Genomic DNA, 23804 nt, shown 5'->3' with positions numbered 1-23804 from the left:
ACGGCCTGTTAGATATTGCTGCCGGGAATCCAGTTCGTACCGGCGAGAGGGACCCTCGCCATCGCTGCCGACTCCATTGTCAGCGCCACCAGATCTTCCGGTTCGAGATTGTGGACGTGGCTCTTACCGCAGGCGCGCGCGATGGTCTGCGCCTCAAGCGTCATCACCGACAGGTAGTTCGCGAGCTTGCGGCCAGCGACGACGGGATCGAGACGCGCGGCCAGCAGCGGATCCTGCGTAGTGATGCCCGCGGGATCGCGGCCCTCATGCCAATCGTCATAGGCGCCGGCCGTGGTGCCGAGCTTCTGATATTCAGCTTCCAGCGCGGGATCATTATCGCCGAGCGCGATCAATGCAGCCGTGCCGATCGCCACCGCGTCCGCGCCAAGCGCGAGACACTTGGCGACGTCAGCGCCATTGCGGATGCCGCCGGAGACGATCAGCTGCACCTTGCGATGCATGCCGAGATCCTGCAGCGCCTTCACCGCCGGCGGGATCGCGCACATCGTGGGCAGGCCGACATTCTCGATGAAGACGTCCTGCGTCGCAGCCGTGCCGCCCTGCATGCCATCGAGCACGATGGCATCGGCGCCGGACTTCACCGCGAGCGCGATGTCGTAATATGGGCGGGACGCGCCGACCTTCACGTAGATTGGCGTGTTCCAGTCGGTGATCTCACGCAGTTCCTGTATCTTGATTTCAAGATCGTCAGGCCCGGTCCAGTCCGGATGCCGACAAGCCGAGCGCTGATCGATGCCCACAGGCAAGCGGCGCATACCGGCAACGCGCTCGGTGATCTTCTGGCCGAGCAGCATGCCGCCGCCACCGGGCTTGGCGCCCTGCCCGACCACGACTTCAATCGCGTCGGCCTTGCGCAAATCGTCCGGGTTCATACCATAGCGCGACGGCAGCACCTGATAGACCAGCAGATCGGAATGACCACGCTCCTCCGGCGTCATGCCGCCATCGCCTGTGGTGGTGGATGTGCCGACCGCCGACGCTCCGCGACCGAGCGCTTCCTTGGCGGGGCCGGACAGCGCACCAAAGCTCATGCCGGCGATGGTGATTGGAATCTTCAGATGGATCGGCTTCTTGGCGAAGCGCGCGCCGATGACGACATCGGTGGCGCATTTCTCCCGGTAGCCTTCGAGGGGATAGCGGCTGATGGAAGCGCCGAGAAACAGCAGGTCATCAAAATGCGGCAGCTTGCGCTTGGCGCCGGCACCGCGAATGTCATAGATGCCGGTCGCGGCGGCACGGCGGATTTCCGCGATGGCTGCGTCATCGAACGTGGCCGACTTGCGCGGCGGCGTGTGGATCCAGCGGTCTTGCGCACTCATCAGTAGGACCCGACGTTGTCGATGTGGAAGTGATAGAGTTTTCGCGCGGAGCCGTAGCGTTTGAACTCGTCCGGGCTGACGCCTTCGACGCCGGCCTCATCGAGCAGCTTCTTCAGCTCGACTTTGTGTTCGTCATTCAACGGCTTCTCGATGCAATCGGCGCCGAGGCTCGTGACCGTTCCGCGCACGAAGAGCTGCGCCTCATAGATGGAATCGCCGAGGGCCTCGCCGGCGTCGCCGAGCACCACGAGCTTGCCGGCCTGCGCCATGAAGGCGGAGAGATGGCCGACCGAGCCTTTCACGACGATGTCGATACCCTTCATGGAAATGCCGCAGCGCGCCGAGGCATTACCGTCGATCACCAGCAGCCCGCCATTGCCGCTGGCCCCGGCCGCCTGCGAAGCGTCGCCGGTGACATGGACGCGCCCCGACATCATGTTCTCGGCCACGCCCTGCCCGGCATTACCGCGCACGGTGACGCGCGCTTGCTTGTTCATACCGGCGCAGTAATAGCCGACGTGTCCGTCGATCTCGATCTCGACCGGGAAATCGAGACCGACCGCGATATTGTGCTGGCCGCGCGGATTGGTGATGGTCCAGTGCGTCTCGTTGGTGCTGGGAGTTAGCCTGTGCAGAGCGCCGTTAAGTTCGCGCAACGGTGACAAAGCGAGATCGACCGTGGGCATCAGTGACGCTCCCACAAATAGACTTTGGCGGGTTCGGGCTCCCAGACCCTGGCGACGTCGATGCCCGGCAGATCGACCAGCGCACGATATTCGGTGCCGAAGGCGACCCAGCGATCGGTCTCGGCCATCACGGCTGGCTTGCAGGCAATGGGATCGCGCAGCACGCCGAAGCCGGTCTCGGTGCCGATGACGAATGTGTAAAAGCCGTCGAGCGCGGCGAGCGACGACGTCATCGCATCCTGCAACGAAGCACCGGCGGCCATTTGCGATGAGATATAGCCGGCGGCGACTTCGGAATCGTTTTCGGTGCGGAACGTCATGCCCTGGCGAATCAGCTCGCGGCGCACGTCATTGTGGTTCGACAGTGAACCGTTATGCACCAGGCACTGGTCCGTGCCCGTAGTAAAGGGATGCGCGCCGTTAGTCGTCACGGCGGACTCCGTCGCCATGCGCGTATGACCGACGGCATGGGTGCCGGTCATTGCGTTCAGGCCGAAACGCTTCGCCACGTCAGCGGGCTGACCGACTTCCTTGAAAACGGCCATGCGCCGCCCCCGTGCAACCATGTCTACGTCTTTCATGCCGAGGAGCGCAGATGCGACAGCGGCCTCGCGATCGGTGGGGATGCTGATGACCGCGTGAGTATCATGCACCTGATACGCTATCGGCGCACCGGCGACCTTGCCGAGCGACGCCACCAATGCAGCGAAATCAAACGACGGCGCGGCACGCAGCGTCAGCTTGATCTGTCCGGCATCGCCGTCGCCATAAACAGCAAAGCCTGCAGAGTCGGGGCCGCGATCGCTCAGCGCTTCCAGCATGCCGGAGAGCAACCCGCCTAATTCGGGGGCCAGCTTTTGATCTTTCAGAAACAGACCGGCAATGCCGCACATGGCTCGCGTCTCGCTCGTTGAATGCCCGTGGACCTTGCCCGAAACAAAACCGCTGTGTCAACCTGGGAGAAAATAGTTTTCCTGACAGGAAATATCGCTATTGTCGGGAAATCAACACTGTAGGAAACGCCATCGTGAAAGCGAAACCGAAGAAAACGAAATCATCGCCCGCGCGCTCAAAGCTGGAGGAGCTGCGCACCGGTTCGAACGCGCCGCTGGAAGTCGGCGGCTCGCTGGAATCCAAGATCGGCAATGAAGTGCGGCAGCTCCGCAAGGAGCTGGAGCTGACGGTGGCCGAGCTCAGCACATCGGCGGGCATCTCGACCGGCATGTTGTCGAAGATCGAGACCGGCAGCATCTCGGCGTCGCTGGGCACGCTCAATGCACTATCGAAAGCACTGAACGTGCCGATCAGTCGTTTCTTCCGCGAGACCGAGGAGGAGCGCGACTGCTCCTTTGTGAAAGCGGGCGCCGGCGTGAAGATCGAACGACGCGGCACCAAGTCCGGCCATCACTATCAACTGCTCGGTCAGTCGATTCACGGCGAGCTCGGCGTCGAGCCTTATCTGATCACGCTGAACGAGGATGCCGAGGCCTATAGCAACTTCCGCCATGCCGGGGTCGAGATGATCTTCATGCTATCAGGCAAGGTGCGCTATCGCCACGCCGATCAGACCTATCTGATGGAGCCCGGCGACACGCTGTTCTTCGACGCAGCCGCGCGGCACGGCCCGGAAGAACTGGTGAAGGCGCCGATGACGTATCTGTCTGTGATTATTTATCCGCGGCGGAGCTAGGCCTCACTTCGCTTTGCTCTTCCCCGGCATCCGGTCCTGCGACGGTGCCACATCGAAGGCCCGCCGATACATCCGTGCGAAATGGCTGGCGCTGGCGAAGCCGCATTCGGCCGAGACCTCGACCACCGGCATGCTGGTCTGCTGCAACAGCGCGCGGGCCTTGGCGAGACGCAGGGTCAGGTAATGCTGCTCGATGGTTACGCCGAGATGTGCGGTGAACAACCGCTCGAGCTGACGCACGGACACGCCGGCCGTTTTTGCCAGCTCGTCGCGCGGCGCGGGGCTGGCCAGACGCCGTTCCATCACGGTGATCGCCGAGAGCACGGCGCGATTGCTGGTACCGAGGCGCTCGCGCAATGAAATGCGCTGGCTGTCGTCGCCGAGGCGCACGGCAGTTTGCAGAAACCAGTCACTGACTTTCGCTGCAAGTGCCTGGCCGTGATCTCGGCGGATGATGGCATGCATCATGTCGAGCGCGGCGACACCGCCGGCGCAGGTGAGCCGATTGCCATCGATCTCGAACAGCGTACGCGTCGGCTCGATCTCGGGAAAGGCTTCGATGAACGCATCGAGATGCTCCCAATGGATCGTGCAGCGAACGCCATCGAGGATGCCGGCCTTGGCCAGAATGAACGGCCCGCCGGAGACGCCGCCGATGGCGCAGCCCGAGCGTGCGAGGCGGCGCAGCCACGCCAGCGCCTTGGCATCATCGAAACCAGCGGGATTGCCACCGGCGCAAACCAGCACCGTGTCGTAGCGCACGCTGTCGGCAATGGTGTGATCGGACGCCACCGACAATCCGTTCGACGCCAGGATCGCGTCGGCTCCGGTCGAGATCTGTAGCCACTGATACAGGTTCTTGCCGGCCAGGACATTGGCAGCGCGCAGCGGTTCGATCGCCGAGGCGAAGGACATGAGCGCGAAGCCGTCGATCAGGAGAAAGCCGACGCGGTGGGGCTGGGCCATAGATTTGAAGACTCAGTTTCCGCGCCCGTTCAGATCATGAACGTCGCGGCGTTACGCCCATTCGCCCTTACGGAACACCGGCACGCGGCGGCCGTCGGTGTGGACACCATCGATATCGACTTCGCCAGAGCCGATCATCCAGTCGATATGGATGAAGCTCTTGTTGCCGCCCTGCGCTGCGATCTGTTCGGGCGTGAGATCGCCGCCATTGACGAAGCACTTCGAATAGCACTGGCCGAGCGCGATGTGACAGGCGGCATTCTCGTCGAACAGCGTGTTGTAGAACAACAGCCCGCTGGCCGAGATCGGCGACGAATGCGGCACCAGCGCGACTTCGCCGAGCCGACGCGAGCCTTCGTCGGTGTCGAGCACCTTGTTGAGTACTTCCTCGCCGCGTGAGGCCTTGGCCTCGACGATCTTGCCGCCCTCGAAGCGCACTGCGATGTCGTCGATCAGCGTGCCCTGATAGGATAGCGGCTTGGTCGAGCGGACATGGCCGTTGACACGCGCGGCATGCGGTGTGGTGAAGACTTCCTCGGTGGGGATATTGGCGTTGCAGATGATGCCGTTCTTGGCCGTCGATGCGCCGCCTTCCCATTCATGGCCATCGGCAAGACCCACCACGAGATCGGTACCCGGCCCGGTGAAATGCAACGCGTGGAAGCGCTGCGCGTTCAGCCATTCGGTGCGGCTACGCAACGCAGCATTGTGCTTGGCCCATGCCGCGATCGGATCGGCACCATCGACACGCGACGCCGCGAAGATCGCATCCGCAAGCTTTTGCACGGCAACGTCGTCCTCGTCGCCGGGAAACACCTGCTTGGCCCATGAGAGCGTCGGATAAGCAATGATGTTCCAGTTGATGTCGAAGCCTGCGATCTTCTGCAGCGCTGGCTGATAGGCGATGGAATTCGCCTTGCTGGCGCGCGACACCTTGGCCGGATCTTCATTGGACAGCAGCATCGGATTGTCGCCGACGATGGCGAGGCGCGCGGTGTTGCTGCCGAGCGCCTTGGCCATGCCCTCATAGAGCCAGCCGGCGGCGCGATCGAAGCTCACATCGTGACCGTAGCGATAGCGCGCCAACGTCATCTCTTCATCGGAGAAAAACGGTGTCACCAGGCCTGCGCCGGCCTTGTAGGCATGTTCAGCGATCTTGCGCACCAGCGGCAGCGCCGCGGCGGGGCCGGTCAGCAGCAGATCCTGCCCCGGCGCCAGTTGCAGCCCAACTTTCACGGCGACTTCGGCCAGACGGTCGAGCTTCACGGGATCGATGGGGGTGGACAAATTGCGCTGGTGAACGGTCATGCAGAGGCCCTGACTGATGTGGAAGTGGCTGGACCGAATGTAGGCGCAGATGCGCCTTGCCGCCAGCCGGTCCGCCGCAGGACTTACCGGACGCCTACGACGCCGCGGGCTGCGGGACGAGGGCCTGGTAATGGGCCAGCGCGTAAAGCCTGATCGCCGAGGACAGGTTGTTCTGCTGTCGATTCTTGTCGATCTCGCCGACGAGCTGCGACATCGTGATCCGGCGCATGCCGGCGATCTCCTTCAGCGCCGTCCAGAACGCCTCTTCAAGACTGACGCTCGTCTTGTGTCCGGCGACGACGATCGATCGTTTCACGACGGGTGATTTCACCGCGCCTTCTCCATTTCCACCCAGTGATCGGTTTCTTTTCAGCCAGCTTATACGGATTGAAACCTGCGGCAACAGATCAGATCATCCGACCTTAGACGAGTACTCGCACACAACCTCTCGATCACGACACAACCTCTACGGAACTATCGATACGTTGCCTTCGTGGCGCGCATTGGGCAGAAGCAGCATAGTGCACAACTTCGGATTCGACTTTCCTGACTGACTCGATGGATTCCACTACGCTCGCACTTCCGGACGCCCGACACGTCGCCGATCAGATCGATCGCTGGACGCGCGAGCACGCCGCTTTTGCGCTGCTCATCGAACAGGCCGACGGTGCAAGCTCGGCGCTGTGGCAGTTTGCATCGATCAGCCGCAATCGTGGTCAGAGCGATACGGCTATCGACGCGCTTCGTACTGCACTTGCGTTGATGCCGACGGATGTTGCCGCGTGGCGCGCGCTTGCTTCGGACTACCAGTTGAGCGGACGCGACGAACTGGCTGAAGCATGTGCGCGACAGGCGCTCGCCATCGACCCGGACCACGCGACGACATGGCTGCAATATGCGAGCCTCGCCTACCGGCTGCAGCGTATCGACGATGCGGAAGCGGCCTATCTGCGCGCTCTGTCGGGCGATGCCTCGCTTGGCGACGCTCATCTCGGCCTGGGCGTACTGTATCTCGGCTCCCGCCGTCCCGAGCAAGCGATCGTGCATCTGCAACGCGCACTATCCTGGGGCGGCATCGACGCGGTCACGCAACTTTGCCTCGGACAGGCCTTTTATATGGCCGGCCGGTTTGGCGAGAGCGCCGATGCCTTGGCAATCGCAAACGGCTTTGTGCCACTGGAAAGCGTGACCCTGCGTCTCTACGCCCGTGCGCGCACCTTCGCTTCGATGCTGGACGGCGACATTCACGGCGCCATCGCCCGCTACCCGACACTTGCGGGCCAAGAGACCGAACCACTGGACGAGGTCTTGCGTACCGCATTCGCGCTGTTCAGCGCCTATGGCATGCGCGAAGCCGCTGCCGCGGTTGGACGTCTGCGACTGCAAGGCCAGCCGGACGATCCCGTGCAGCGCTACTTGCTGGATGCCGTCGGTGGACAGACACACGACCGCGCGCCGGCAGCCTATGTCGAGGCGCATTTCGACGAATTCGCCGAGGGCTTCGACAGCAAGCTTGTGGACATTCTCGGCTACAAGGTGCCGCAGCAACTCGCCGACATGGTTGCGTCCCGCCGACCGACACTGGCGACCATCCTCGATCTCGGCTGCGGAACGGGTCTTGCTGCAGGGCCGCTCGGGCGGTTCGGCGCACGACTGACCGGCATCGACCTGTCGGAGAAGATGCTCGCCGTCGCGGCCCGACGGAACGCCTACGACGACCTCGTCAAGGCCGATGTCATGAGCTATCTCGCGGACAGCCCGCGCAGCTTCGATCTCGTCTTCGCTGCCGATCTTCTGATCTATCTTGGCCGGCTGGAAGAACTCATCGGCCTGATTGCGCGCGTGCTCCCTGCAGGCGGCCTCTTCGCAGCGAGCATCGAGGCCGCGGGTCACGGCGACTTCACGTTGCTCTCGTCAGGCAGGTTCGCTCATAGCGAGACATATTTCGAAACCTGCGCCGCGAAGGACTTCGAAATCGTATGCAAGGAGAATTCCGAGCTGCGCCTCGAAGCAGGGCGCCCTGCCCTCGGCACGCTTTACGTACTGCGTCGCCGTGGCCGGCCGAGCACCGAGGATGGCCAACTCACCATTGCAACTATTCGCCGATAAATTGACGAGATCTTCGCCAAGCGCGCGTCGGCCGTCGAGCCTGTGGTCTGCACAGATCGGGAGCCATCTCGAACCTGCAGCGCACCGCACAAGATTTAATCATCTGCCTAGGAAATCAGTAATGCCGCTCGTTTTAGTGGCACGACTGATCTGCGGCAGCAGAGCTCATTTAGAAATAGTCGAAAAATCAGAACGTTAGACGACAGATACGTTGGCACGCCATTTGCTAATAATATCTACGTCAATGATGACCGCCGTCCGCCGGATACTGAAACCGCTGCTGGTTTCAAGCGCAGGGACACAGCTCGCTTCCTGATTGTCAGGTGCGAAGCGGTCATCGTGACTCCATCCCTACCGGGCTTGGTGAGCGAGTCCCTGTTTCCGATCGGCAGCGGTCCAAACAGGTTTGCACATGCTCGATCAACCGAACGCAAAGAAGCAGAAGCTCGTCATCCTCGGCAACGGCATGGCCGCCGGCCGCGTCATGGACGAGCTGTTCGCGCGCGCACCAGACCGCTACGACGTCGTGGTGTTCGGCGCGGAGCCGCGTGTTAATTACGACCGCATTATGCTGTCGCCGGTGCTCTCCGGCGAGAAGGCATATGACGACATTCTGATCCACACCGATGAGTGGTACGCGACCAACAAGGTTGATCTCAGGCGCGGCGAACTCGTCGTCGCGATCGATCGCGCTGCGAAAACCGTCACCACGCAATCCGGCGCGGTCGAAGCTTATGACACGCTGATTATCGCAACCGGCTCGAAGCCGATTCTCATTCCGGTACCCGGCGCAGAGCTGCCCGGCGTCGTCACCTATCGCGATCTCGACGACGTTAACCTGATGCTCGATGCAGCCCGCAAGGGCGGCCACGCTGTCGTCATCGGCGGTGGTTTGCTTGGCCTTGAGGCCGCAGCCGGCCTGGCCATGCGCGGCATGACAACAACCGTTGTCCATCTGATGCCAACACTAATGGAGCGCCAACTCGATCCCAACGCCGCCTATCTGTTGCAAAAGGCGGTCGAGGCGCGCGGCATCGAGGTGCTGACCGGAGCCAACACAGCAGCGATCCTCGGTGATACATGCGTCGAGTCAGTCCGGCTCGACGATGGTCGGACCCTGCCGGCCGATCTCGTCGTGATGGCGGTCGGCATCCGCCCGAACACCGCACTCGCCAAGCTCGCCGACCTCAACGTCAAGCGCGGCATCGTCGTGGACGATCATCTGCGAACCAGCGACGACAACATCTATGCGGTCGGCGAGTGCGTCGAGCATCGCGGCCAGTGCTACGGCCTTGTCGCGCCCCTGTATGACATGGCGAAGACCCTCGCGGCGACCCTCGCCGGCGAGAGCGTGGACGGCTATATCGGTTCGACCACCTCGACCAAGCTGAAAGTCACCGGCGTAGATCTGTTCTCCGCTGGCGATTTCGCTGAAGGCGATGTCAAGGATGAGATCGTGCTTCGCGATCCTGCCCGCGGCATCTACAAGCGTGTCGTCCTGCGCGACGACCGCATCATCGGCGCGGTGCTCTATGGCGATACGGCCGACGGCTCGTGGTATTTCGACCTCCTTAAAAAGAACGTCGATATCGGCACCATGCGCAACGCGCTGATCCTCGGCCAGGCCTATCAGGGCGGCGTTGCACTCGATCCGATCGCTGCTGTCGCAGCGCTGTCCGACGATGCCGAAATCTGCGGCTGCAACGGCGTGTGCAAGGGCGCGATCACGCAGGCGATCACCGCGCACGGCCTCACCACCCTCGACGATGTGCGCGCCCGCACCAAGGCATCAGCCTCCTGCGGCCAGTGCACGGCGAAGGTGGAATCGCTGCTCGCAGCCACGCTCGGCGATAACTACTCCGCCGCCGGCCGCAAGCCGATGTGCAAATGCACTGACCTCACCCATAGCGAAGTCCGTGGCTTCATTCTCTCCAAGGAGCTGAAGTCCGTTCCTGCCGTGATGCAGGAACTGGCGTGGAAGACCTCCTGCGGCTGCCCGTCCTGCCGCCCGGCGCTGAATTATTACCTGCTCTGCGCGTGGCCGGGCGAATATGCCGACGATGCACAGTCGCGCTACATCAACGAGCGCGTCCATGCCAACATCCAGAAGGACGGCACCTTCTCCGTTGTGCCGCGCATGTGGGGCGGCCTGACCACCCCTGACGAATTGCGCGCCATCGCCGACGTCGCCGACCGCTTCAAGATTCCGACGGTGAAAGTCACCGGCGGCCAACGCATCGATCTGCTGGGTGTGCGCAAGGAAGACCTGCCCGCGGTGTGGGCGCAGCTCAACAGTGCGGGCCTCGTCTCCGGCGCGGCCTATGCCAAGGGCCTGCGCACGGTGAAGACCTGCGTCGGCTCCGAATGGTGCCGCTTCGGCACGCAGGATTCGACCGGTCTCGGCGTCAAGCTCGAGCGTTTCATGTGCGGCTCCTGGGCACCTGCGAAGGTGAAGCTCGGCGTCTCCGGCTGCCCGCGCAACTGCGCGGAATCCACGGTGAAGGATATCGGCGTGATCTGCGTCGAGTCCGGCTACGACATCCACATCGCCGGTGCGGCGGGCCTGCATGTCCGCCAGACCGATCTGCTTGGCCATGTCGATACGGAGGATGAGGCGATCGAATACATCGCGGCCTTCATGCAGATGTACCGTGAGGAAGCGGGCTATCTCGAACGCGTCTGGAAGTGGGTCGAAAATGCCGGCCTCGACAAGGTACGCGCGGCGATCATGGATGATGCCGACAACCGTCGCGCGCTGCTGGCGCGCTTCGAGAAATCACAGCGCGCGGTCCGCAGGGATCCCTGGGCAGAGCGCGCCGCCGGCCGCGAACAGCATGAATTTACGCCGCTCGCAACACTCAACTCGATTATAGCCGTCCCGGCAGAATGAACATGACAATGGTTCCATCCAACGACTTCTGGTTCGACGTCGGCCCGCTGCGCGCAATCCCGCAACGCGGCGCGCGCACGGTGAAGACTCCGCGGCGCGAGATCGCGGTATTCCGCACCGCCAGCGACGAGGTGTTCGCGCTGGAAAATCGCTGCCCGCACAAGGGCGGTCCACTTAGTGAAGGCATCGTGCACGGTCGCAAGGTTGCCTGCCCGCTGCATAACTGGATCATCAATCTCGATGACGGCGAAGCCTCAGGCGCTGACAAAGGCTGCGCGCGCAGCTTCCCGGTCAAGCTCGAGAACGGCCGCATCTATCTCAACATGAGCGTCGCCGCCGCCCCATAGGCGCACGCCCCATCAACCAACCCCGCTGCAAAGAAAGTTTTCAAGTAATGGCCTATCTCGTCCCTTCGGAATTCGTGACCAAGATGGTGGATGCCGGCGAATCCAAGATCTTCATGTCCACGCGCGACACCATCATCCGCGCCTTCATGGCCGGCGCTATCCTGGCACTCGCCGCGGTGTTCGCCGTCACCGTTACGGTGCAAACAGGCTATCCGATCATCGGCGCGATCCTCTTCCCGGTCGGTTTCTGCATGCTCTATCTGCTCGGCTTCGACCTGCTCACCGGCGTCTTCGTGCTGACGCCCCTGGCATTGCTTGACAAGCGCCCCGGCGTCACTGTCGGCGGCGTGCTGCGCAATTGGGGGCTCGTCTTCGTCGGCAATTTCATGGGCGCGATCATCGTCGCCATCATGATGTCAATCGTGTTCACCTTCGGTTTCTCGACGCCCCCGGACAAGGTGGGTCAGGTGATCGGCCATATCGGCGAAGGCCGCACGCTTGGCTATGCGCAGTATGGCGCAGCCGGCATGCTGACGCTGTTCATCCGCGGCATGCTCTGCAACTGGATGGTCTCAACCGGCGTGGTCGGCGCGATGATCTCAACGACCGTCAGCGGCAAAGTCATCGCGATGTGGATGCCGGTCATGGTCTTCTTCGCGATGACGTTCGAGCATTCGATCGTCAACATGTTCCTGTTCCCTGCCGGCCTGATGCTCGGCGGCAAGTTCACGATCATGGACTACATCATCTGGAACGAGATTCCGACCGTGCTTGGCAACCTCATTGGCGGTCTTACCTTCACCGGCCTGACGCTGTATGCCACACACATCAAGACAGGCCCGAAGCGCGTTGCTAGTCTCGCCCGCTAGGCCGATCCGTAATCCTCGCAACACGACGCCCCGGTTCTCCAGCTGGGGCGTCATTTATTAGCGTGACCCATGCCGCATGAATTGACGATTTCGATCGGCCAGTATTCGGACAGGGGCCGCAAGGACACCAATCAGGATTTCCACGGCGCCCTGATTCCGACCCAGCCGCTGTTGAGCCTCAAAGGCATTGCCGTCGTCATCGCCGACGGCATCAGCAGCAGCGCTGTCAGCGGCGAAGCCAGCGAATCTGCGGTCAAATCGTTTCTCACCGACTATTACTGCACATCCGAATCCTGGTCCGTGAAGACGTCGGCGCAACGCGTCATCGCTGCAACCAATTCGTGGCTGCAATCCCAGACCCAGCGCGGCCGCTACCATTACGACAAGGATCGCGGCTATGTCTGCACCCTGAGTGCAATGGTGATACGCGCACGCGCAGCGCATATCTTTCATGTCGGCGATTCCCGCATCTATCGCGTATCGGACCGCGCGCTCGAGCAGCTCACCACCGACCACCGCGTCGTGATCTCATCCGAGCAGAGCTACCTCGCCCGCGCGCTTGGCGTGAACCCGCAAATCGAGATCGACTATCAAGCCCTGCAGATCGACGCCGGCGACGTCTACGTCCTCGCCACCGACGGAGTCTATGATTTCGTCGGCGCGCGCTTCATTACTTCGGCGATTGCCGACCATGCCGGCGATCTCGACACCGCCGCGAAGTTGATCGTCGATGAGGCCTATGCGCAGAACAGCCCGGACAACCTCACCGTGCAGATCGTGCGAATCGACGCGGTGCCGGACGGCGAGGCCAGCGACATTCTGATGTCGCAATTGCCGCTGCCGCCATTGCTCGAAGCGCGCATGGCGTTCGACGGCTACAGGATCATACGTGAACTGCACGGCAGCAGCCGTAGCCACATCTATCTCGCGGTCGATGTCGAAAGTGACGAACAGGTCGTCATCAAAATTCCATCAATCGATCTGCGCGACGACCCGGTCTATCTCAAGCGGTTCATGATCGAGGAATGGGTGGCGCGGCGTATCGACAGTGCGCATGTGCTGAAACCATGCCGACAGTCGCGCAAGCGCAACCACCTCTACATCGTCGCCGAATTCATCGAAGGCCAGACGCTGAAGCAGTGGATGCTCGACAATCCGAAGCCGGGTCTGGAAACCGTGCGCGGCATCACCGAGCAGATCGCGCGCGGCTTGCAGGCATTTCATCGGATGGAAATGATCCATCAGGACATCCGGCCAGACAACATCATGATCGACAAGACGGGCACGGTGAAGATCATCGATTTCGGCTCCACCCGTGTCAACGGCGTCGTCGAAGCTGATTCACCCGGCAAGCACAGCGACATTCTCGGCACGCCGCAATACACCGCACCCGAGTTGTTTTTCGGCAAGCGCGCCACATCGCAATCCGACCTCTATGCGCTTGGGACCCTCACCTATCAGATGCTGTCCGGGACACTGCCTTACGGAGCTGAGGTCGCGAAGGCGACAACCGCCGCGCAGCACCGCAGACTGCGTTATCGATCGCTGCTCAACGACGCCAGCGACATCCCTGAATGGATCGACGGTGTGTTGCGCAAGGCCGTGCACCCTGACCCGGCGAAGCGCTACGAGGAACTCTCCGAGTATATTTACGACCTGCGCAATCCGAAGGCGGAGTTTCTCAATTCGCCGACCGTGCCGCTCCTGGAACGTAATCCGAACATGGTCTGGAAGGGCCTGTCGTTGCTGCTCGCTATAGCTGTCATCGTATTGCTGGCGAGGCGCTAGTGGCGGCACTAGTCAGGCCCGCACCTCTCGCGGAAGCCTCACATTCTTTCCCTGCAAAATATCTGGAACACCGTCGGTCGCAAGAACATGCTGCTCGGCATTTTCGATCGCCAGTTGCAGGGGGCGGGTACTCACCCGGCTCGAACAGCTCAGCGTCGCGATGGACGAGAATGTAACTCGCCTGCGCGCAGCGATCGAGGCCAGCCGGCGCCGCATCGACGCCGTGATGGCCGCGATCCGGGAGCAGATATCCGACAATGCGCCCTACGGCGCCAACGGTCGCATCAGTGCGCGGTCGCCGCGTATGCGCGACCTGATCGTCGGGCTCCATGAGGACTGGCTCATGACAAGCACTTCGTCGCGTGCCACCGGATCAACGAGATCGCCCCTCCGGATTTTGCATCTCTGTGAGACATTGCAGCGGCAATCGGACGTCCGATTTGCGCCAGAGGCGGTCATGTGGAGATCCAAAGACAGCGGAATTTCGCGAGGTCTTGCATAAAAGGCGACACCAATTGAGAATGGATGGCTCATCCAGAGCTTCGGCTTGGCCAGCGGTGAGAACATAACGTACGTCTACCGATATGGCGGCATTTCTATCCAATCGTCGAAAGCAACGTCCGTGCCTTCTGTCCACAAAGCAAAGAAATCAACCAGCAAACGCCCGGCACGGACCAATGGCAGCATAACAGACGCAACCTATTTGAAGCTGCACAACCTGATCGAGTCGCGACAGCTGCAGCCCGGCGAGGTGATTGAAGAGCGCCGGCTTGCACTGCGGCTGAAAGTTTCGCGGACACCGCTGCGGGCTGGCATCAGCCGGTTGCTGGGCGAAGGCAGGCTCGAGCAATTGTCCAACGGCACTGTGGTGGTCCGCACAATCGAGATGGCGGAATTGCTCGAACTGATCCATCTCCGCATGGTGTTGGAGAGCGAAGCGACGTTCATTGCGGCGACCCGCATCGCGCTGGATATCCTTGCACCGATCAGGGCTGCGCTGGAGAAGATCATTGCTGCGTCGACAGTGTCCGGGACGGTTCACTGGACCCTCGACGATGAAATCCATGACCAGATCGCGCGGCATTGCGGCAATCGCTCGCTTGAGAAGCTGATTGGAGAAATCCGGCAGAAGATCCGGATGTGCAATGTAGAGCGCCAGCCAGGCCGGCTGCTGCCCGCCACCCGCGAGCATCTGGCGATTATCGATGCCATCATCGATCGTGATGCCGCCGCAGCCCGTCAGGCGATGATCCTGCATCTCACTAATGTGCGGCAGGGATTGCTCGAACGGTTCGGGATCTTCCTGCCCGAGCCTCACGGCTAGGTCGAGATCAGGCAGAATCCCTGCGGGTGCATGTCCGAAAATTCTGCAGCTGCCCGCAATTTTGTCGGACTCCGTCCAAATTTGACGCAGCTTCCCGGGCTTCGCAGCTTGACTGAAATCAGCATGGGCGGTTCACTGGTATACCAGTGGAATATCAAGCCGCTCCGCAACGCCGACCAACCAGATGTCCCGCCTGAATGACGCCAAACCACATTGCTTCCCACACCGTCGCGGCCGAATCGCTGTCCCCGGCCGCCTTTGCCGCCTTCGGCGATGTAGCCGAGCGACCGATCGACGTGCGCCGGCGGTATCTTCCGACATCGGACGATCGCACCGAGGACGCCGCCACCTTTTCCTTCTGGATCAGCAGCGCCGCTCGGCTCGGCAGTCTGCCCCTGCCAATCACGACGCTGGAGCGTCATCCGTTCTCCGCCCAGACTTTCATCCCGCTCGGCAGCAGCCAATACCTCGCGATCGTGTGCAATGCCGGCCCGGATGGCCTGCCTGATGTGGCCACCCTGCGGTGCTTCATCGCCGGAGCGCATCAAAGCATCACCTTCGCCCGCAATATCTGGCATCATCCCATGACCGTTCTCGGCGCGGCCATGGAATTCGCCGTCGCCATGGGCATTACCGGCCGGCAGGACGACGACGTGTTCGTCGATATCGCTGGCGACGTTCGTGCCGTGATGCCGCATAGCGCATAGGGATCGCAACGATGCCGCATGATGATCACCTCACCCGCGACTTCGTCGGCTACGGCCGCACCCCGCCGCATCCACAATGGCCGGGCGCAGCAAGAATCGCACTCAACTTCTGCATCAACTATGAAGAAGGCTCCGAGCCGTCCTACGCCGATGGCGACGGCATCACCGAAGCAGCCCTGACCGAAGGTGGCGGCGGCGGCTTCGTGGGCCGCGACCTCGCCGCCGAGTCGATGTTCGAATATGGCAGCCGCATAGGTTTCTGGCGCGTGCTGCGCCTTCTGTCCGAGCGCGGCATGATCGCCACCGTCATGGGCTGCGCGCTGGCGCTGGAACGCAACGACGAGGCCTGCGCTGCCATTCAGGAATATGGCTACGACGTCTGCGCCCATGGCTGGCGCTGGGAGCGACATCCGTTGCTGTCCGAGATCGACGAACGCGAGCGCATTCGCAAGACCGTCGAGAGCCTCAAGCGCACCACCGGCGAGCGTCCGCTCGGCTGGTATTGCCGCTATGGGCCGAGCGTGAACACGCGGCGCCTCGTGGTCGAGGAAGGCGGCTTCCTCTACGACTCCGACGCCTATAACGACGAATTGCCGTACTGGACACGTGTGCTCGGCAAGCCGCATCTCGTGGTGCCTTACGGTCTTGCCAACAACGACGCCAAGTTCAGCCGCGGCGCGATGGCAACGGCAGATGATTTCTTCGTCTATCTGCGCGACGCCTTTGACATGCTCTACGCGGAAGGCGCCACCGCGCCGAAGATGATGTCGGTCGGACTGCACACCCGCCTGATCGGCCATCCCGGCCGCGCCGCCGGCCTGCAGCGCTTCCTCGATCACGTCGCCAAGCACGACAACGCCTGGGTCTGCCGGCGCGGTGACATCGCCCGTCACTGGCAGGCCACTCATCCCCCCACGCCCTGATCTCCACCACACCCGCACCCGAAAGGACGTCCCCATGAGACTGAAACCCACGGATTGGCTGTTCGCGCTGATGCTGTCGACTGCGGCAGTCGCCGGCGCCGCCAGCGCGCAGGAAGCCGATCATCCGTCCGACAAGCCGATGGTGGTCGCGTCCGATTTCGGCGTCGCGCCGTGGATGGTGCGCGGCCCCAATGGTCCCGAGGGTTTCGGCGCGGATCTGATCAACGAGATCGGTAAAGATCTTGGCCGCCCGAAGGTCGAGATCGTCGACATCAATTTCTCCGGCCTGTTCGCGGCGCTGTTCGCCAAGCGCGCCGAATTCCTCGTCAACCCGCTCAACCTCACCGCCGAACGCTCCGAGCGCATGCTCTATACCGAGCCGCTATTCTCCACCGGCAACGGCTTCATCGTCCGCGCCGCCGACGAGATGAAGAGCTTCGAGGATCTCAAGGGCAAGGCCGTCGCCGTCAACCGCGGCACCATCTCGGATACCTGGGCCACCGCCAATGCCGAGAAATACGGCTTCGAAGTGCAGCGCTACGATGTATTCCCCGACACGGTGCAGGCCGTGCTGACGCGCCGCGTCTTCACAGCGCTAAATGAGATCCCGACGACCGTCTATGCCGCCAGCCAGAACAAGGCGATCAAGGTCGGCTTCAAGGACTTCAACGGCCGCAACTTCGCCTATGCATTCCGCCTGGAAGATACTGAGTATCGCAACAAGGTCGAGGCGGTCATCGAATGCATGAAGTTGGACGGCCGCCTGCGCAAGCTGCACGAGAAATGGTATGGCGCAGCGCCCGATGCCGGCTCGGCCATCGACACTGTGTATTTCGGCTATGGCCCTCCCGGCTTCAAGGGTTTCGAGCCCACTTCGCACGTTCCGGCGTGCAAGTAGCACGCTGGCTCTGACAAGATAGCTGTGAACACCGGACCGGCCCGAGCCGGTCCGACTGCGGTTGGCGGACACCCCATGGACCGGATCGTCGAATACTACTTCAATGCAGAAGTCATCGCGGGCGCCTTCCCTCAGGTGCTCGCGGGCTTTCGCACGACGGTCATCGTATCGCTTTTGATTATTGTCTGCGGCACACTGTTCGGCCTGTCGCTGGCGCTGCTACGCTGCGCCAGCCTGCGCCCGGTCAATTTCATCATCACCGCCTATGTCGACGTGCTGCGCACGCTGCCGCAGCTCGTCGTGATCGTCTTCATCTATTTCGGCCTGCCTTATATGGGCCCGGCGCTGTCCCCCTTCGCGACCACCGTGCTGGCGCTCGGCATGGTGCTGTCGGCCTTTTCCACCGAGATCTTCTGGTCCGCAATCATGGCGCTGCCGCGCGGACAATGGGACGCCGCCAGCGCACTCGGTTTCAGCCGGCTGCGGACGCTAGTCACCATCATCCTGCCGCAGGCCATTCGCCTCGCGATCCCGCTTCTGACCAACCGCGCCATCTCCATCAGCAAGGGCACGGCGCTCGGCACCGCCGTGTCGCTCCCGGAAACGCTGGGACAGGCGCAGAGCGTGATGGCGCTGGTTGCCAATCCCTCGCCACTGACGCTCGCCGCGGCGTTCTACCTCACCTTCTTCCTGCCGCTGGTGATCGCCAGCCGGTGGGTCGAATATCGCTACAGCACGGGGCGTTGAGCGGATCGCATGCAGGATTTCCTGGACAATTTCGCCAACTGGGAGTCGCTGTTGCGGGTCTATCCGCTGCTGCTGCAGGGGCTGATCTATACCATCTGGCTCGCGGTGGTGGCGCTGCCGCTCGGCATTCTCGCCGGCCTCGCCATCGCCGTGCTGTACAGCTTCAAGAACCGCTGGGTGAATATCGCGCTGCTGATTTATATCGACCTGTTCAGGTCGTTTCCCGTGGTGGTGCTGCTGATCCTGATCTTCTACGGCATGCCGTTTCTGGGCCTGACGCTCGGCAGCTTCGCCGCAGCCGTGCTGGCCATCGTGCTCAACAATTCCGGCTACTATGGCGAGATCTTCCGCGCCGGTATCCTGTCCGTGCCCCACGGCCAGACCGAGGCTGCCCGGGCGCTCGGTTTCAAGCCGCTGCATGTGGTGTTCTCCATCGTGCTGCCGCAGGCGATCCGCAACGTGCTGGCGCCGCTCGCCAGCAATTCGCTGGAACTCGTCAAGGCGACACCAATTGCCGCCTTGGTCGCGCTGCCTGAACTGCTACGCTCAGCTCGCGTCGCCCAGGAGCAGACCTACAACCCGACGCCGTTGATGGCAGCCGCCGTGATCTTCTTCGTCATCCTGTATCCGTTCGCGCGCTGGGTGGCGCGGCTGGAGCGGCAAGCACTGAAAGCACGCTGATATGGCCACACTGATCACCGGCGGCAGCGGTTTCATCGGTCTCGCGCTCGCCGAACGCCTGATCGCCGACGGCGAGACCGTCATCCTTTTCGACCTCTCAGCTCCCGGCTACGACATGCTGGTGCGCGCCGAGCTCGCCGGCGCTACGCTGGTCACCGGCGATGTCACAAGCGCCGACGACGTTGACCGCGCGTTGAGCACGGCCGGCATCGACCGCGTCATCCATACCGCCGCGATGACGCCGAATGCGCAGCGCGAGCATGACGCTGCCCGCCAGATCGTCGACGTCAATATCGGCGGCACCGTCAATCTGCTCGAACGCGTAACATTGCGGCCCGCCATCAAACGCGTCACCGTGCTCAGTTCGGTCGCAGTGTACGGCTTCTCGCAACCGGCCACGTCGGGCCTGTTCGAGGAGGATTTGTCGCCGCCGGCGCCAGCCGCGCTCTATGGCATCACAAAGCTCGCATCGGAACAGGCGGCGCTGCGGATCGCCGACCTTCACAAGCTCGATGTGCGCGTGATTAGGCTCGGGCCGGTCTTTGGCCCATGGGAATTGCAGACCAGTGTCCGCGATGCGCTCAGCCCACACTATCAGGTGCTCCGCATGGCCTTCGACGGCCGTGAAGCGATTCTCCCGCGCAGCATGGCCGGCGATTGGATCTATTCCCGTGACGCTGCCTTCGGCATCGCGAGGGTGAGCGCCTCCGACGCGCTGAAGCACCGCACCTATCACGTCAGCGGCGGTGTGTTGTCCGATCTGCCACGATGGTGCGAGATCATCGCGACGCACATGCCCGGCTTCCGCTGGCGGATGGCGGAGATCGAAGCGGAAGGCAACGTAATCTATGGCCTGCCGAAGGACCGTGCGCCGCTGAGCATTGCGCGACTGGCCGCGGATGCCGGCTTCAAGCCTCAATTTCATCTGGAAGACGCGGCGCGCGACTATCTCGGCTGGTTGTCGCAGGCAGGAGAACCCGCATGAGCAAGCGTCTGGCTGGAAAGTCCGTTCTGATCACCGGCGCCTCCTCGGGCATCGGCCGCGCCATCGCCCGCCGATTTGCTGCCGAGGACGCGAGGCTCATGCTCGCGGATCTCACCATGGACGTGCGCGAGGGCGGCACTCCGACATTGGAGCTGCTGCGTGCCGACGGTTATGAGGTCGATTTCATCCAGATTGACGTCGCCTCGGAGGACGACACCGTCCGCGCCGTCCAACAGACCGTTGCGCGCTACGGCCGCCTCGACGTGCTCGTCAACGACGCCGCCATCGGCACCGGCAAACGTCTGACCGATACCAGCCTCGCCGAATGGGACAGGACGCTGGCGGTCAATCTCACCGGCGTATTCCTGATGTCGCGCGCCGCCGTCAACCAGATGCTGACGCAGGATATCCGCAACGAGGCCCGCGGCCGCCTCGTCAACATCTCCTCGCAACACGGCATGATCGCCTGCCCGGAAGACATCGCCTATGGCACCTCCAAATCCGGGGTCGTCTACATGACGCGGCAGATCGCGGCGGACTACGCGAAGGATCACATCATCTGCAACGCGGTTGCGCCCGGCAAGATCGTCACCGGCAAACCGGGCCGCGCCGCGGAGCCGCGTTGGATGGATTACTCTAGCAGTCGCACGCCGATGCCACGGCTGGGCCGTCCCGACGACGTCGCCAATGCGGCGCTGTTTCTGGCCTCCGACGAGGCAACTTTCATGACGGGCGAAAACATCCTCGTCGATGGCGGCTGGATGGCGTCATGAACAACGTTTCGGAGAGCACCATGGTGCAAGCGCCTGCAGAGACGTCCGCGCCGATCATTCAGATGTCCGGCGTCACCAAATGGTATGGCGACGTCCAAGTGCTCAAGGGCATCGACTTCACGGTGGCGCGCGGCGAGCGCGTCGTGATCTGCGGGCCTTCGGGGTCCGGCAAGTCGACGATGATCCGTTGTATTAATCGGCTGGAAGAACATCGCGACGGCCGCATCGTGGTGAATGGCGTTGAGCTCGATCACTCGACGCGCAATGTCGACGTGGTCCGCCGCGATGTCGGCATGGTATTCCAGCAGTTCAACCTGTTTCCGCATCTGACCGTGCTGCAGAACCTCACCATCGCGCCACGCAAGATCCGCGGTGCAACGAGGCAGGAGGCCGACGAGATCGCGCGCTATTTTCTTGAGCGCGTACGGATCTCCGAACAGGCCGATAAATATCCGAACCAGCTCTCCGGCGGCCAGCAGCAGCGCGTCGCCATCGCGCGTGCGCTGTGCATGAAGCCACAGGTCATGCTATTCGACGAACCCACCTCGGCGCTTGATCCGGAAATGATCCAGGAGGTGCTGGACGTCATGGTCGGCCTCGCCCGCGAAGGGATGACCATGGTCTGCGTCACCCACGAGATGGGATTCGCACGCACGGTCGCCGACCGCGTGGTGTTCATGGACGCGGGCCGGATCATCGAGGAAGGCGCGCCGACCGATTTCTTCTCGGATCCGAAACAGGATCGAGCCCGTGCATTCCTCAAACAAATTATGCATCGATGACCGAAGCGTCCGCTTTACGCCCGAATCCGTCACTAAAGCGCTCTGCCAACATGAGTATCCGGTTGATATCGCGCCAGTAATCACCAGCCGCTTCTCTCCTTGAGCAACATGCTGACTGCCCCGTCGAAAAGCATTTTCGGTGCGATTAGTCCTGCCGACATGGGCAGGAGAATAGTTGATGCGGCCACGACGTTATCCGTCATCATTGTGAGGATCGTGCCAGTCGCCGTATTGAATTCGAGCATACCGCAGTAATCACCAACTGCGCGTCGGCGCATTGTGGGGCGCGAAAGCCCCTCCCGATCTGGTCTCACGAAGCGAGATGCTCGATGCCACCACCGTGTCGCTCAGAATGTCGCCGGCTCTCCCTTAGGAAGGTCGATTTGCCTTCCTCGAAAATCGCTGCAACACATTCTGCAAACTTCTCAGCTGGGTTTGATAGAGCGATGTCTCTTTCGCGGCGTTTCATGAGCTGCGTTGCTATTGCGCTGAGCTTAGTCTGGCTATGCAGGGACAGATCCGTGCCACGCGGAAGATATTAGCGCAGCAATCTGTTGGTGTTTTCGTTTGAGCCGCGCTTCTAGGAAGACCGAGATTCACAAAAATAGACATCGACCAATCGGCAGCGTGTCGGTCGGGCACCATTACCCGCCAGGACCGCTCGAGAACACCCGGCTCGCGAGCACATCCGAAGCCTCCAGTGACATGATATCATCGACGCTCAGCACGCGGTCGAGATTGGCGACCAGCCGATTGGCCTGACGCAGCCGCATGCGGTCGAGCGCGTTACGGATCGAACGAGCGTTGGAGAACAGCGGCTGGGTCTTGCGCAGTGCGATATAGCGGACGAACGCCACACGCGCATCGGCGCTGAATTTGTAGTTCATATCCCCAAGCATCAATTCGGAAATGGCGAGCAATTCGTCGTCGGCATAGTCGGGGAAATCGATGTGGTGGGCGATGCGCGAACGGAAACCGGGATTGCTTCCGAAGAACTTGTCCATGCGGTCGCCGTAGCCGGCGAGGATCACCACCAAATCCTCCCGCTGCGACTCCATCACCTGCAGCAGGATCTCGATCGCCTCCTGGCCGTAATCGCGCTCGTTATCGGGCCGATGCAGGTAGTAGGCCTCGTCGATGAACAATACGCCGCCCATCGCCTTCTTCAAGATCTCCTTCGTCTTCGGCGCGGTATGGCCGATATATTGCCCGACCAGTTCGTCGCGCGTCACCGACACCACCTGCCCTCGCCGCACGAAACCCAGTTTATGAAGGATGCTGGCGATGCGCAGCGCCACCGTCGTCTTACCGGTGCCGGGATTTCCGGTGAACGACATGTGCAGCGTCGGGTTGCCGGACGCCAGGTCCATGCGCTTGCGAATACGCTCGATCAGCAGTAGCGAAGCGATCTCGCGAATCCGCGTTTTCACCGGCTTCAGCCCGATCAATTCACGATCGAGCTGATCGAGCACCTCGCCGATGCCGACCTCGTCGAACTCGCGGCGCAGATCGACCTGCGTCGCCGGCAACGCGTCGCCAGCGCTATCGACCACCGTCAGCGTACTCATGATCCACCATAGCGCTGGCCCTCGGGACGATCGACGGCATAGGATTTTGTCGTATAGCGGATGTTGCGGCCTTCCACCTCATGCCGCTCGAGCCGGAAGCCGGGTTCTTCCTTCGGCCTGTTGACGATGAACGACAGCCGCACCGATTCCCAGCCGTGACTGGAGTCGAAAGCTGACAGCCGGATGTATCGGTCGCCGTAGACCTTGCGGCATTCGGTCAGTTCCATCAGCACGCCGGCGGCATCGCGCAGATCGAACATCGGCAGCCCCCACATTTCCCAGAAATTGTTGCGGGGATGCGGATCGTCAGTGAATTCGATGTTCACGGCCCAGCCATTGGCGAGGCAATACTGAACCTGTTTTGAAATCTGTTCATCAGTGAGATCGGGCAGGAACGAGAAGCAGCCCTGGGTAATGCGCATG

The 23804-nt window shown here is 62.1% G+C and carries 24 protein-coding genes; 15 read left to right on the top strand and 9 right to left on the bottom strand.

Annotated features, from left to right (window positions below):
* Positions 1-8: 8 nt before the first annotated feature.
* Genes AB8A38_RS23150 through AB8A38_RS23140 form a run of 3 tightly spaced genes read right to left on the bottom strand, consistent with a single transcriptional unit; the run spans position 9 to position 2919 of the window.
* Positions 9-1340, bottom strand: coding sequence for an FMN-binding glutamate synthase family protein (locus tag AB8A38_RS23150; RefSeq protein ID WP_439087564.1), 1332 nt, complete (start codon positions 1338-1340; stop codon positions 9-11).
* Positions 1340-2026: a protein glxC gene (locus AB8A38_RS23145; RefSeq protein WP_439087563.1), complete on the bottom strand. Its 687-nt coding sequence runs from the start codon at positions 2024-2026 to the stop codon at positions 1340-1342. Before AB8A38_RS23145 ends, AB8A38_RS23150 begins: the two co-directional genes overlap by 1 nt.
* Complete coding sequence (locus AB8A38_RS23140) at positions 2026-2919, bottom strand: class II glutamine amidotransferase (protein ID WP_439087562.1); 894 nt, start codon at positions 2917-2919, stop codon at positions 2026-2028. Before AB8A38_RS23140 ends, AB8A38_RS23145 begins: the two co-directional genes overlap by 1 nt.
* A gap of 134 nt (positions 2920-3053) precedes the next feature.
* Here AB8A38_RS23140 and AB8A38_RS23135 point away from each other — a divergent pair, with 134 nt between their 5' ends.
* The gene (locus AB8A38_RS23135) at positions 3054-3716 is read left to right on the top strand and encodes a helix-turn-helix domain-containing protein (protein WP_439087561.1); all 663 of its coding nucleotides are present in this window, start codon (positions 3054-3056) and stop codon (positions 3714-3716) included.
* 3 nt (positions 3717-3719) lie between these two features.
* Here the strand turns inward: AB8A38_RS23135 and AB8A38_RS23130 are convergent, their stop codons facing one another.
* From AB8A38_RS23130 to AB8A38_RS23120, 3 genes are all read right to left on the bottom strand, one after another.
* Complete coding sequence (locus tag AB8A38_RS23130) at positions 3720-4682, bottom strand: GlxA family transcriptional regulator (protein ID WP_439087560.1); 963 nt, start codon at positions 4680-4682, stop codon at positions 3720-3722.
* A gap of 51 nt (positions 4683-4733) precedes the next feature.
* Entirely contained in the window at positions 4734-5990 is a 1257-nt protein-coding gene (locus AB8A38_RS23125) for an aminopeptidase (protein WP_439087559.1), read from the bottom strand.
* A gap of 94 nt (positions 5991-6084) precedes the next feature.
* A complete protein-coding gene (locus AB8A38_RS23120) occupies positions 6085-6321 on the bottom strand; it encodes a ribbon-helix-helix domain-containing protein (protein ID WP_315843954.1) in 237 nt (78 codons plus the stop codon).
* Positions 6322-6548: 227 nt separating this feature from the next.
* Between AB8A38_RS23120 and AB8A38_RS23115 the strand changes: the two genes are divergently transcribed.
* From AB8A38_RS23115 to AB8A38_RS23050, 14 genes are all read left to right on the top strand, one after another.
* Complete coding sequence (locus tag AB8A38_RS23115; protein WP_439087558.1) at positions 6549-8099, top strand: methyltransferase domain-containing protein; 1551 nt, start codon at positions 6549-6551, stop codon at positions 8097-8099.
* A 412-nt stretch (positions 8100-8511) separates the two neighbouring features.
* A complete protein-coding gene (nirB, locus tag AB8A38_RS23110) occupies positions 8512-10989 on the top strand; it encodes a nitrite reductase large subunit NirB (RefSeq protein ID WP_439087557.1) in 2478 nt (825 codons plus the stop codon).
* A gap of 2 nt (positions 10990-10991) precedes the next feature.
* Positions 10992-11336, top strand: a complete 345-nt coding sequence (nirD, locus tag AB8A38_RS23105; RefSeq protein ID WP_374725601.1) for a nitrite reductase small subunit NirD — start codon at positions 10992-10994, stop codon at positions 11334-11336.
* Between the two features lie 47 nt (positions 11337-11383).
* The gene (locus AB8A38_RS23100) at positions 11384-12205 is read left to right on the top strand and encodes a formate/nitrite transporter family protein (protein ID WP_439087555.1); all 822 of its coding nucleotides are present in this window, start codon (positions 11384-11386) and stop codon (positions 12203-12205) included.
* A gap of 69 nt (positions 12206-12274) precedes the next feature.
* Positions 12275-13993 carry a protein kinase domain-containing protein gene (locus AB8A38_RS23095; protein ID WP_439087553.1) on the top strand — a complete coding sequence of 573 codons (1719 nt, stop codon included), beginning with the start codon at positions 12275-12277 and terminating at the stop codon, positions 13991-13993.
* Between the two features lie 703 nt (positions 13994-14696).
* A complete protein-coding gene (locus AB8A38_RS23090; protein WP_315843959.1) occupies positions 14697-15317 on the top strand; it encodes a GntR family transcriptional regulator in 621 nt (206 codons plus the stop codon).
* 197 nt (positions 15318-15514) lie between these two features.
* Positions 15515-16024: an ureidoglycolate lyase gene (locus AB8A38_RS23085; RefSeq protein ID WP_315843960.1), complete on the top strand. Its 510-nt coding sequence runs from the start codon at positions 15515-15517 to the stop codon at positions 16022-16024.
* 11 nt (positions 16025-16035) lie between these two features.
* Entirely contained in the window at positions 16036-16947 is a 912-nt protein-coding gene (locus AB8A38_RS23080; protein WP_439087550.1) for an allantoinase PuuE, read from the top strand.
* A 34-nt stretch (positions 16948-16981) separates the two neighbouring features.
* Positions 16982-17845, top strand: coding sequence for a substrate-binding periplasmic protein (locus AB8A38_RS23075; protein WP_439087548.1), 864 nt, complete (start codon positions 16982-16984; stop codon positions 17843-17845).
* A gap of 75 nt (positions 17846-17920) precedes the next feature.
* On the top strand, positions 17921-18592 hold the full coding sequence (locus AB8A38_RS23070; protein WP_315843963.1) for an amino acid ABC transporter permease: 672 nt from the start codon (positions 17921-17923) through the stop codon (positions 18590-18592).
* 9 nt (positions 18593-18601) lie between these two features.
* A complete protein-coding gene (locus AB8A38_RS23065) occupies positions 18602-19273 on the top strand; it encodes an amino acid ABC transporter permease (protein WP_315843964.1) in 672 nt (223 codons plus the stop codon).
* 1 nt (position 19274) lies between these two features.
* Positions 19275-20258 carry an NAD-dependent epimerase/dehydratase family protein gene (locus AB8A38_RS23060; protein ID WP_439087545.1) on the top strand — a complete coding sequence of 328 codons (984 nt, stop codon included), beginning with the start codon at positions 19275-19277 and terminating at the stop codon, positions 20256-20258.
* Entirely contained in the window at positions 20255-21031 is a 777-nt protein-coding gene (locus AB8A38_RS23055) for an SDR family NAD(P)-dependent oxidoreductase (protein ID WP_439087544.1), read from the top strand. Before AB8A38_RS23060 ends, AB8A38_RS23055 begins: the two co-directional genes overlap by 4 nt.
* A complete protein-coding gene (locus AB8A38_RS23050) occupies positions 21028-21813 on the top strand; it encodes an amino acid ABC transporter ATP-binding protein (RefSeq protein ID WP_439087542.1) in 786 nt (261 codons plus the stop codon). The genes AB8A38_RS23055 and AB8A38_RS23050 overlap by 4 nt, the downstream gene beginning before the upstream one ends.
* A gap of 80 nt (positions 21814-21893) precedes the next feature.
* Here AB8A38_RS23050 and AB8A38_RS23045 read toward each other — a convergent pair whose 3' ends face one another.
* The 3 genes from AB8A38_RS23045 to AB8A38_RS23035 form a co-directional block, all read right to left on the bottom strand.
* Entirely contained in the window at positions 21894-22058 is a 165-nt protein-coding gene (locus tag AB8A38_RS23045; RefSeq protein ID WP_315843968.1) for a hypothetical protein, read from the bottom strand.
* Positions 22059-22457: 399 nt separating this feature from the next.
* Positions 22458-23381, bottom strand: a complete 924-nt coding sequence (gene cbbX, locus AB8A38_RS23040; RefSeq protein WP_439087540.1) for a CbbX protein — start codon at positions 23379-23381, stop codon at positions 22458-22460.
* Complete coding sequence (locus tag AB8A38_RS23035) at positions 23378-23803, bottom strand: ribulose bisphosphate carboxylase small subunit (RefSeq protein ID WP_068729086.1); 426 nt, start codon at positions 23801-23803, stop codon at positions 23378-23380. The genes cbbX and AB8A38_RS23035 overlap by 4 nt, the downstream gene beginning before the upstream one ends.
* Position 23804 lies beyond the last annotated feature (1 nt).

It is taken from the genome of Tardiphaga sp. 839_C3_N1_4, assembly GCF_051811045.1.
Lineage (GTDB): Bacteria > Pseudomonadota > Alphaproteobacteria > Rhizobiales > Xanthobacteraceae > Tardiphaga.
The sequence above is the reverse complement of the archived record's forward strand: the minus strand, read 5'-3'. Positions and strand labels throughout refer to the sequence as shown.

Excerpts from the sequence above, each read along its gene's own strand:
- AB8A38_RS23150 (WP_439087564.1), bottom strand. The coding sequence starts at position 1,340 with ATGAGTGCGCAAGACCGCTGGATCCACACGCCGCCGCGCAAGTCGGCC.
- AB8A38_RS23035 (WP_068729086.1), bottom strand. The coding sequence starts at position 23,803 with ATGCGCATTACCCAGGGCTGCTTCTCGTTCCTGCCCGATCTCACTGAT.
- AB8A38_RS23080 (WP_439087550.1), top strand. The coding sequence starts at position 16,036 with ATGCCGCATGATGATCACCTCACCCGCGACTTCGTCGGCTACGGCCGC.
- AB8A38_RS23095 (WP_439087553.1), top strand. The coding sequence starts at position 12,275 with ATGCCGCATGAATTGACGATTTCGATCGGCCAGTATTCGGACAGGGGC.
- AB8A38_RS23070 (WP_315843963.1), top strand. The coding sequence starts at position 17,921 with ATGGACCGGATCGTCGAATACTACTTCAATGCAGAAGTCATCGCGGGC.
- AB8A38_RS23060 (WP_439087545.1), top strand. The coding sequence starts at position 19,275 with ATGGCCACACTGATCACCGGCGGCAGCGGTTTCATCGGTCTCGCGCTC.
- AB8A38_RS23140 (WP_439087562.1), bottom strand. The coding sequence starts at position 2,919 with ATGTGCGGCATTGCCGGTCTGTTTCTGAAAGATCAAAAGCTGGCCCCC.
- AB8A38_RS23145 (WP_439087563.1), bottom strand. The coding sequence starts at position 2,026 with ATGCCCACGGTCGATCTCGCTTTGTCACCGTTGCGCGAACTTAACGGC.
- AB8A38_RS23075 (WP_439087548.1), top strand. The coding sequence starts at position 16,982 with ATGAGACTGAAACCCACGGATTGGCTGTTCGCGCTGATGCTGTCGACT.
- cbbX (WP_439087540.1), bottom strand. The coding sequence starts at position 23,381 with ATGAGTACGCTGACGGTGGTCGATAGCGCTGGCGACGCGTTGCCGGCG.
- AB8A38_RS23050 (WP_439087542.1), top strand. The coding sequence starts at position 21,028 with ATGAACAACGTTTCGGAGAGCACCATGGTGCAAGCGCCTGCAGAGACG.
- AB8A38_RS23100 (WP_439087555.1), top strand. The coding sequence starts at position 11,384 with ATGGCCTATCTCGTCCCTTCGGAATTCGTGACCAAGATGGTGGATGCC.
- nirD (WP_374725601.1), top strand. The coding sequence starts at position 10,992 with ATGACAATGGTTCCATCCAACGACTTCTGGTTCGACGTCGGCCCGCTG.
- AB8A38_RS23045 (WP_315843968.1), bottom strand. The coding sequence starts at position 22,058 with ATGCTCGAATTCAATACGGCGACTGGCACGATCCTCACAATGATGACG.
- AB8A38_RS23130 (WP_439087560.1), bottom strand. The coding sequence starts at position 4,682 with ATGGCCCAGCCCCACCGCGTCGGCTTTCTCCTGATCGACGGCTTCGCG.
- AB8A38_RS23085 (WP_315843960.1), top strand. The coding sequence starts at position 15,515 with ATGACGCCAAACCACATTGCTTCCCACACCGTCGCGGCCGAATCGCTG.
- AB8A38_RS23055 (WP_439087544.1), top strand. The coding sequence starts at position 20,255 with ATGAGCAAGCGTCTGGCTGGAAAGTCCGTTCTGATCACCGGCGCCTCC.
- AB8A38_RS23065 (WP_315843964.1), top strand. The coding sequence starts at position 18,602 with ATGCAGGATTTCCTGGACAATTTCGCCAACTGGGAGTCGCTGTTGCGG.
- nirB (WP_439087557.1), top strand. The coding sequence starts at position 8,512 with ATGCTCGATCAACCGAACGCAAAGAAGCAGAAGCTCGTCATCCTCGGC.
- AB8A38_RS23115 (WP_439087558.1), top strand. The coding sequence starts at position 6,549 with ATGGATTCCACTACGCTCGCACTTCCGGACGCCCGACACGTCGCCGAT.
- AB8A38_RS23125 (WP_439087559.1), bottom strand. The coding sequence starts at position 5,990 with ATGACCGTTCACCAGCGCAATTTGTCCACCCCCATCGATCCCGTGAAG.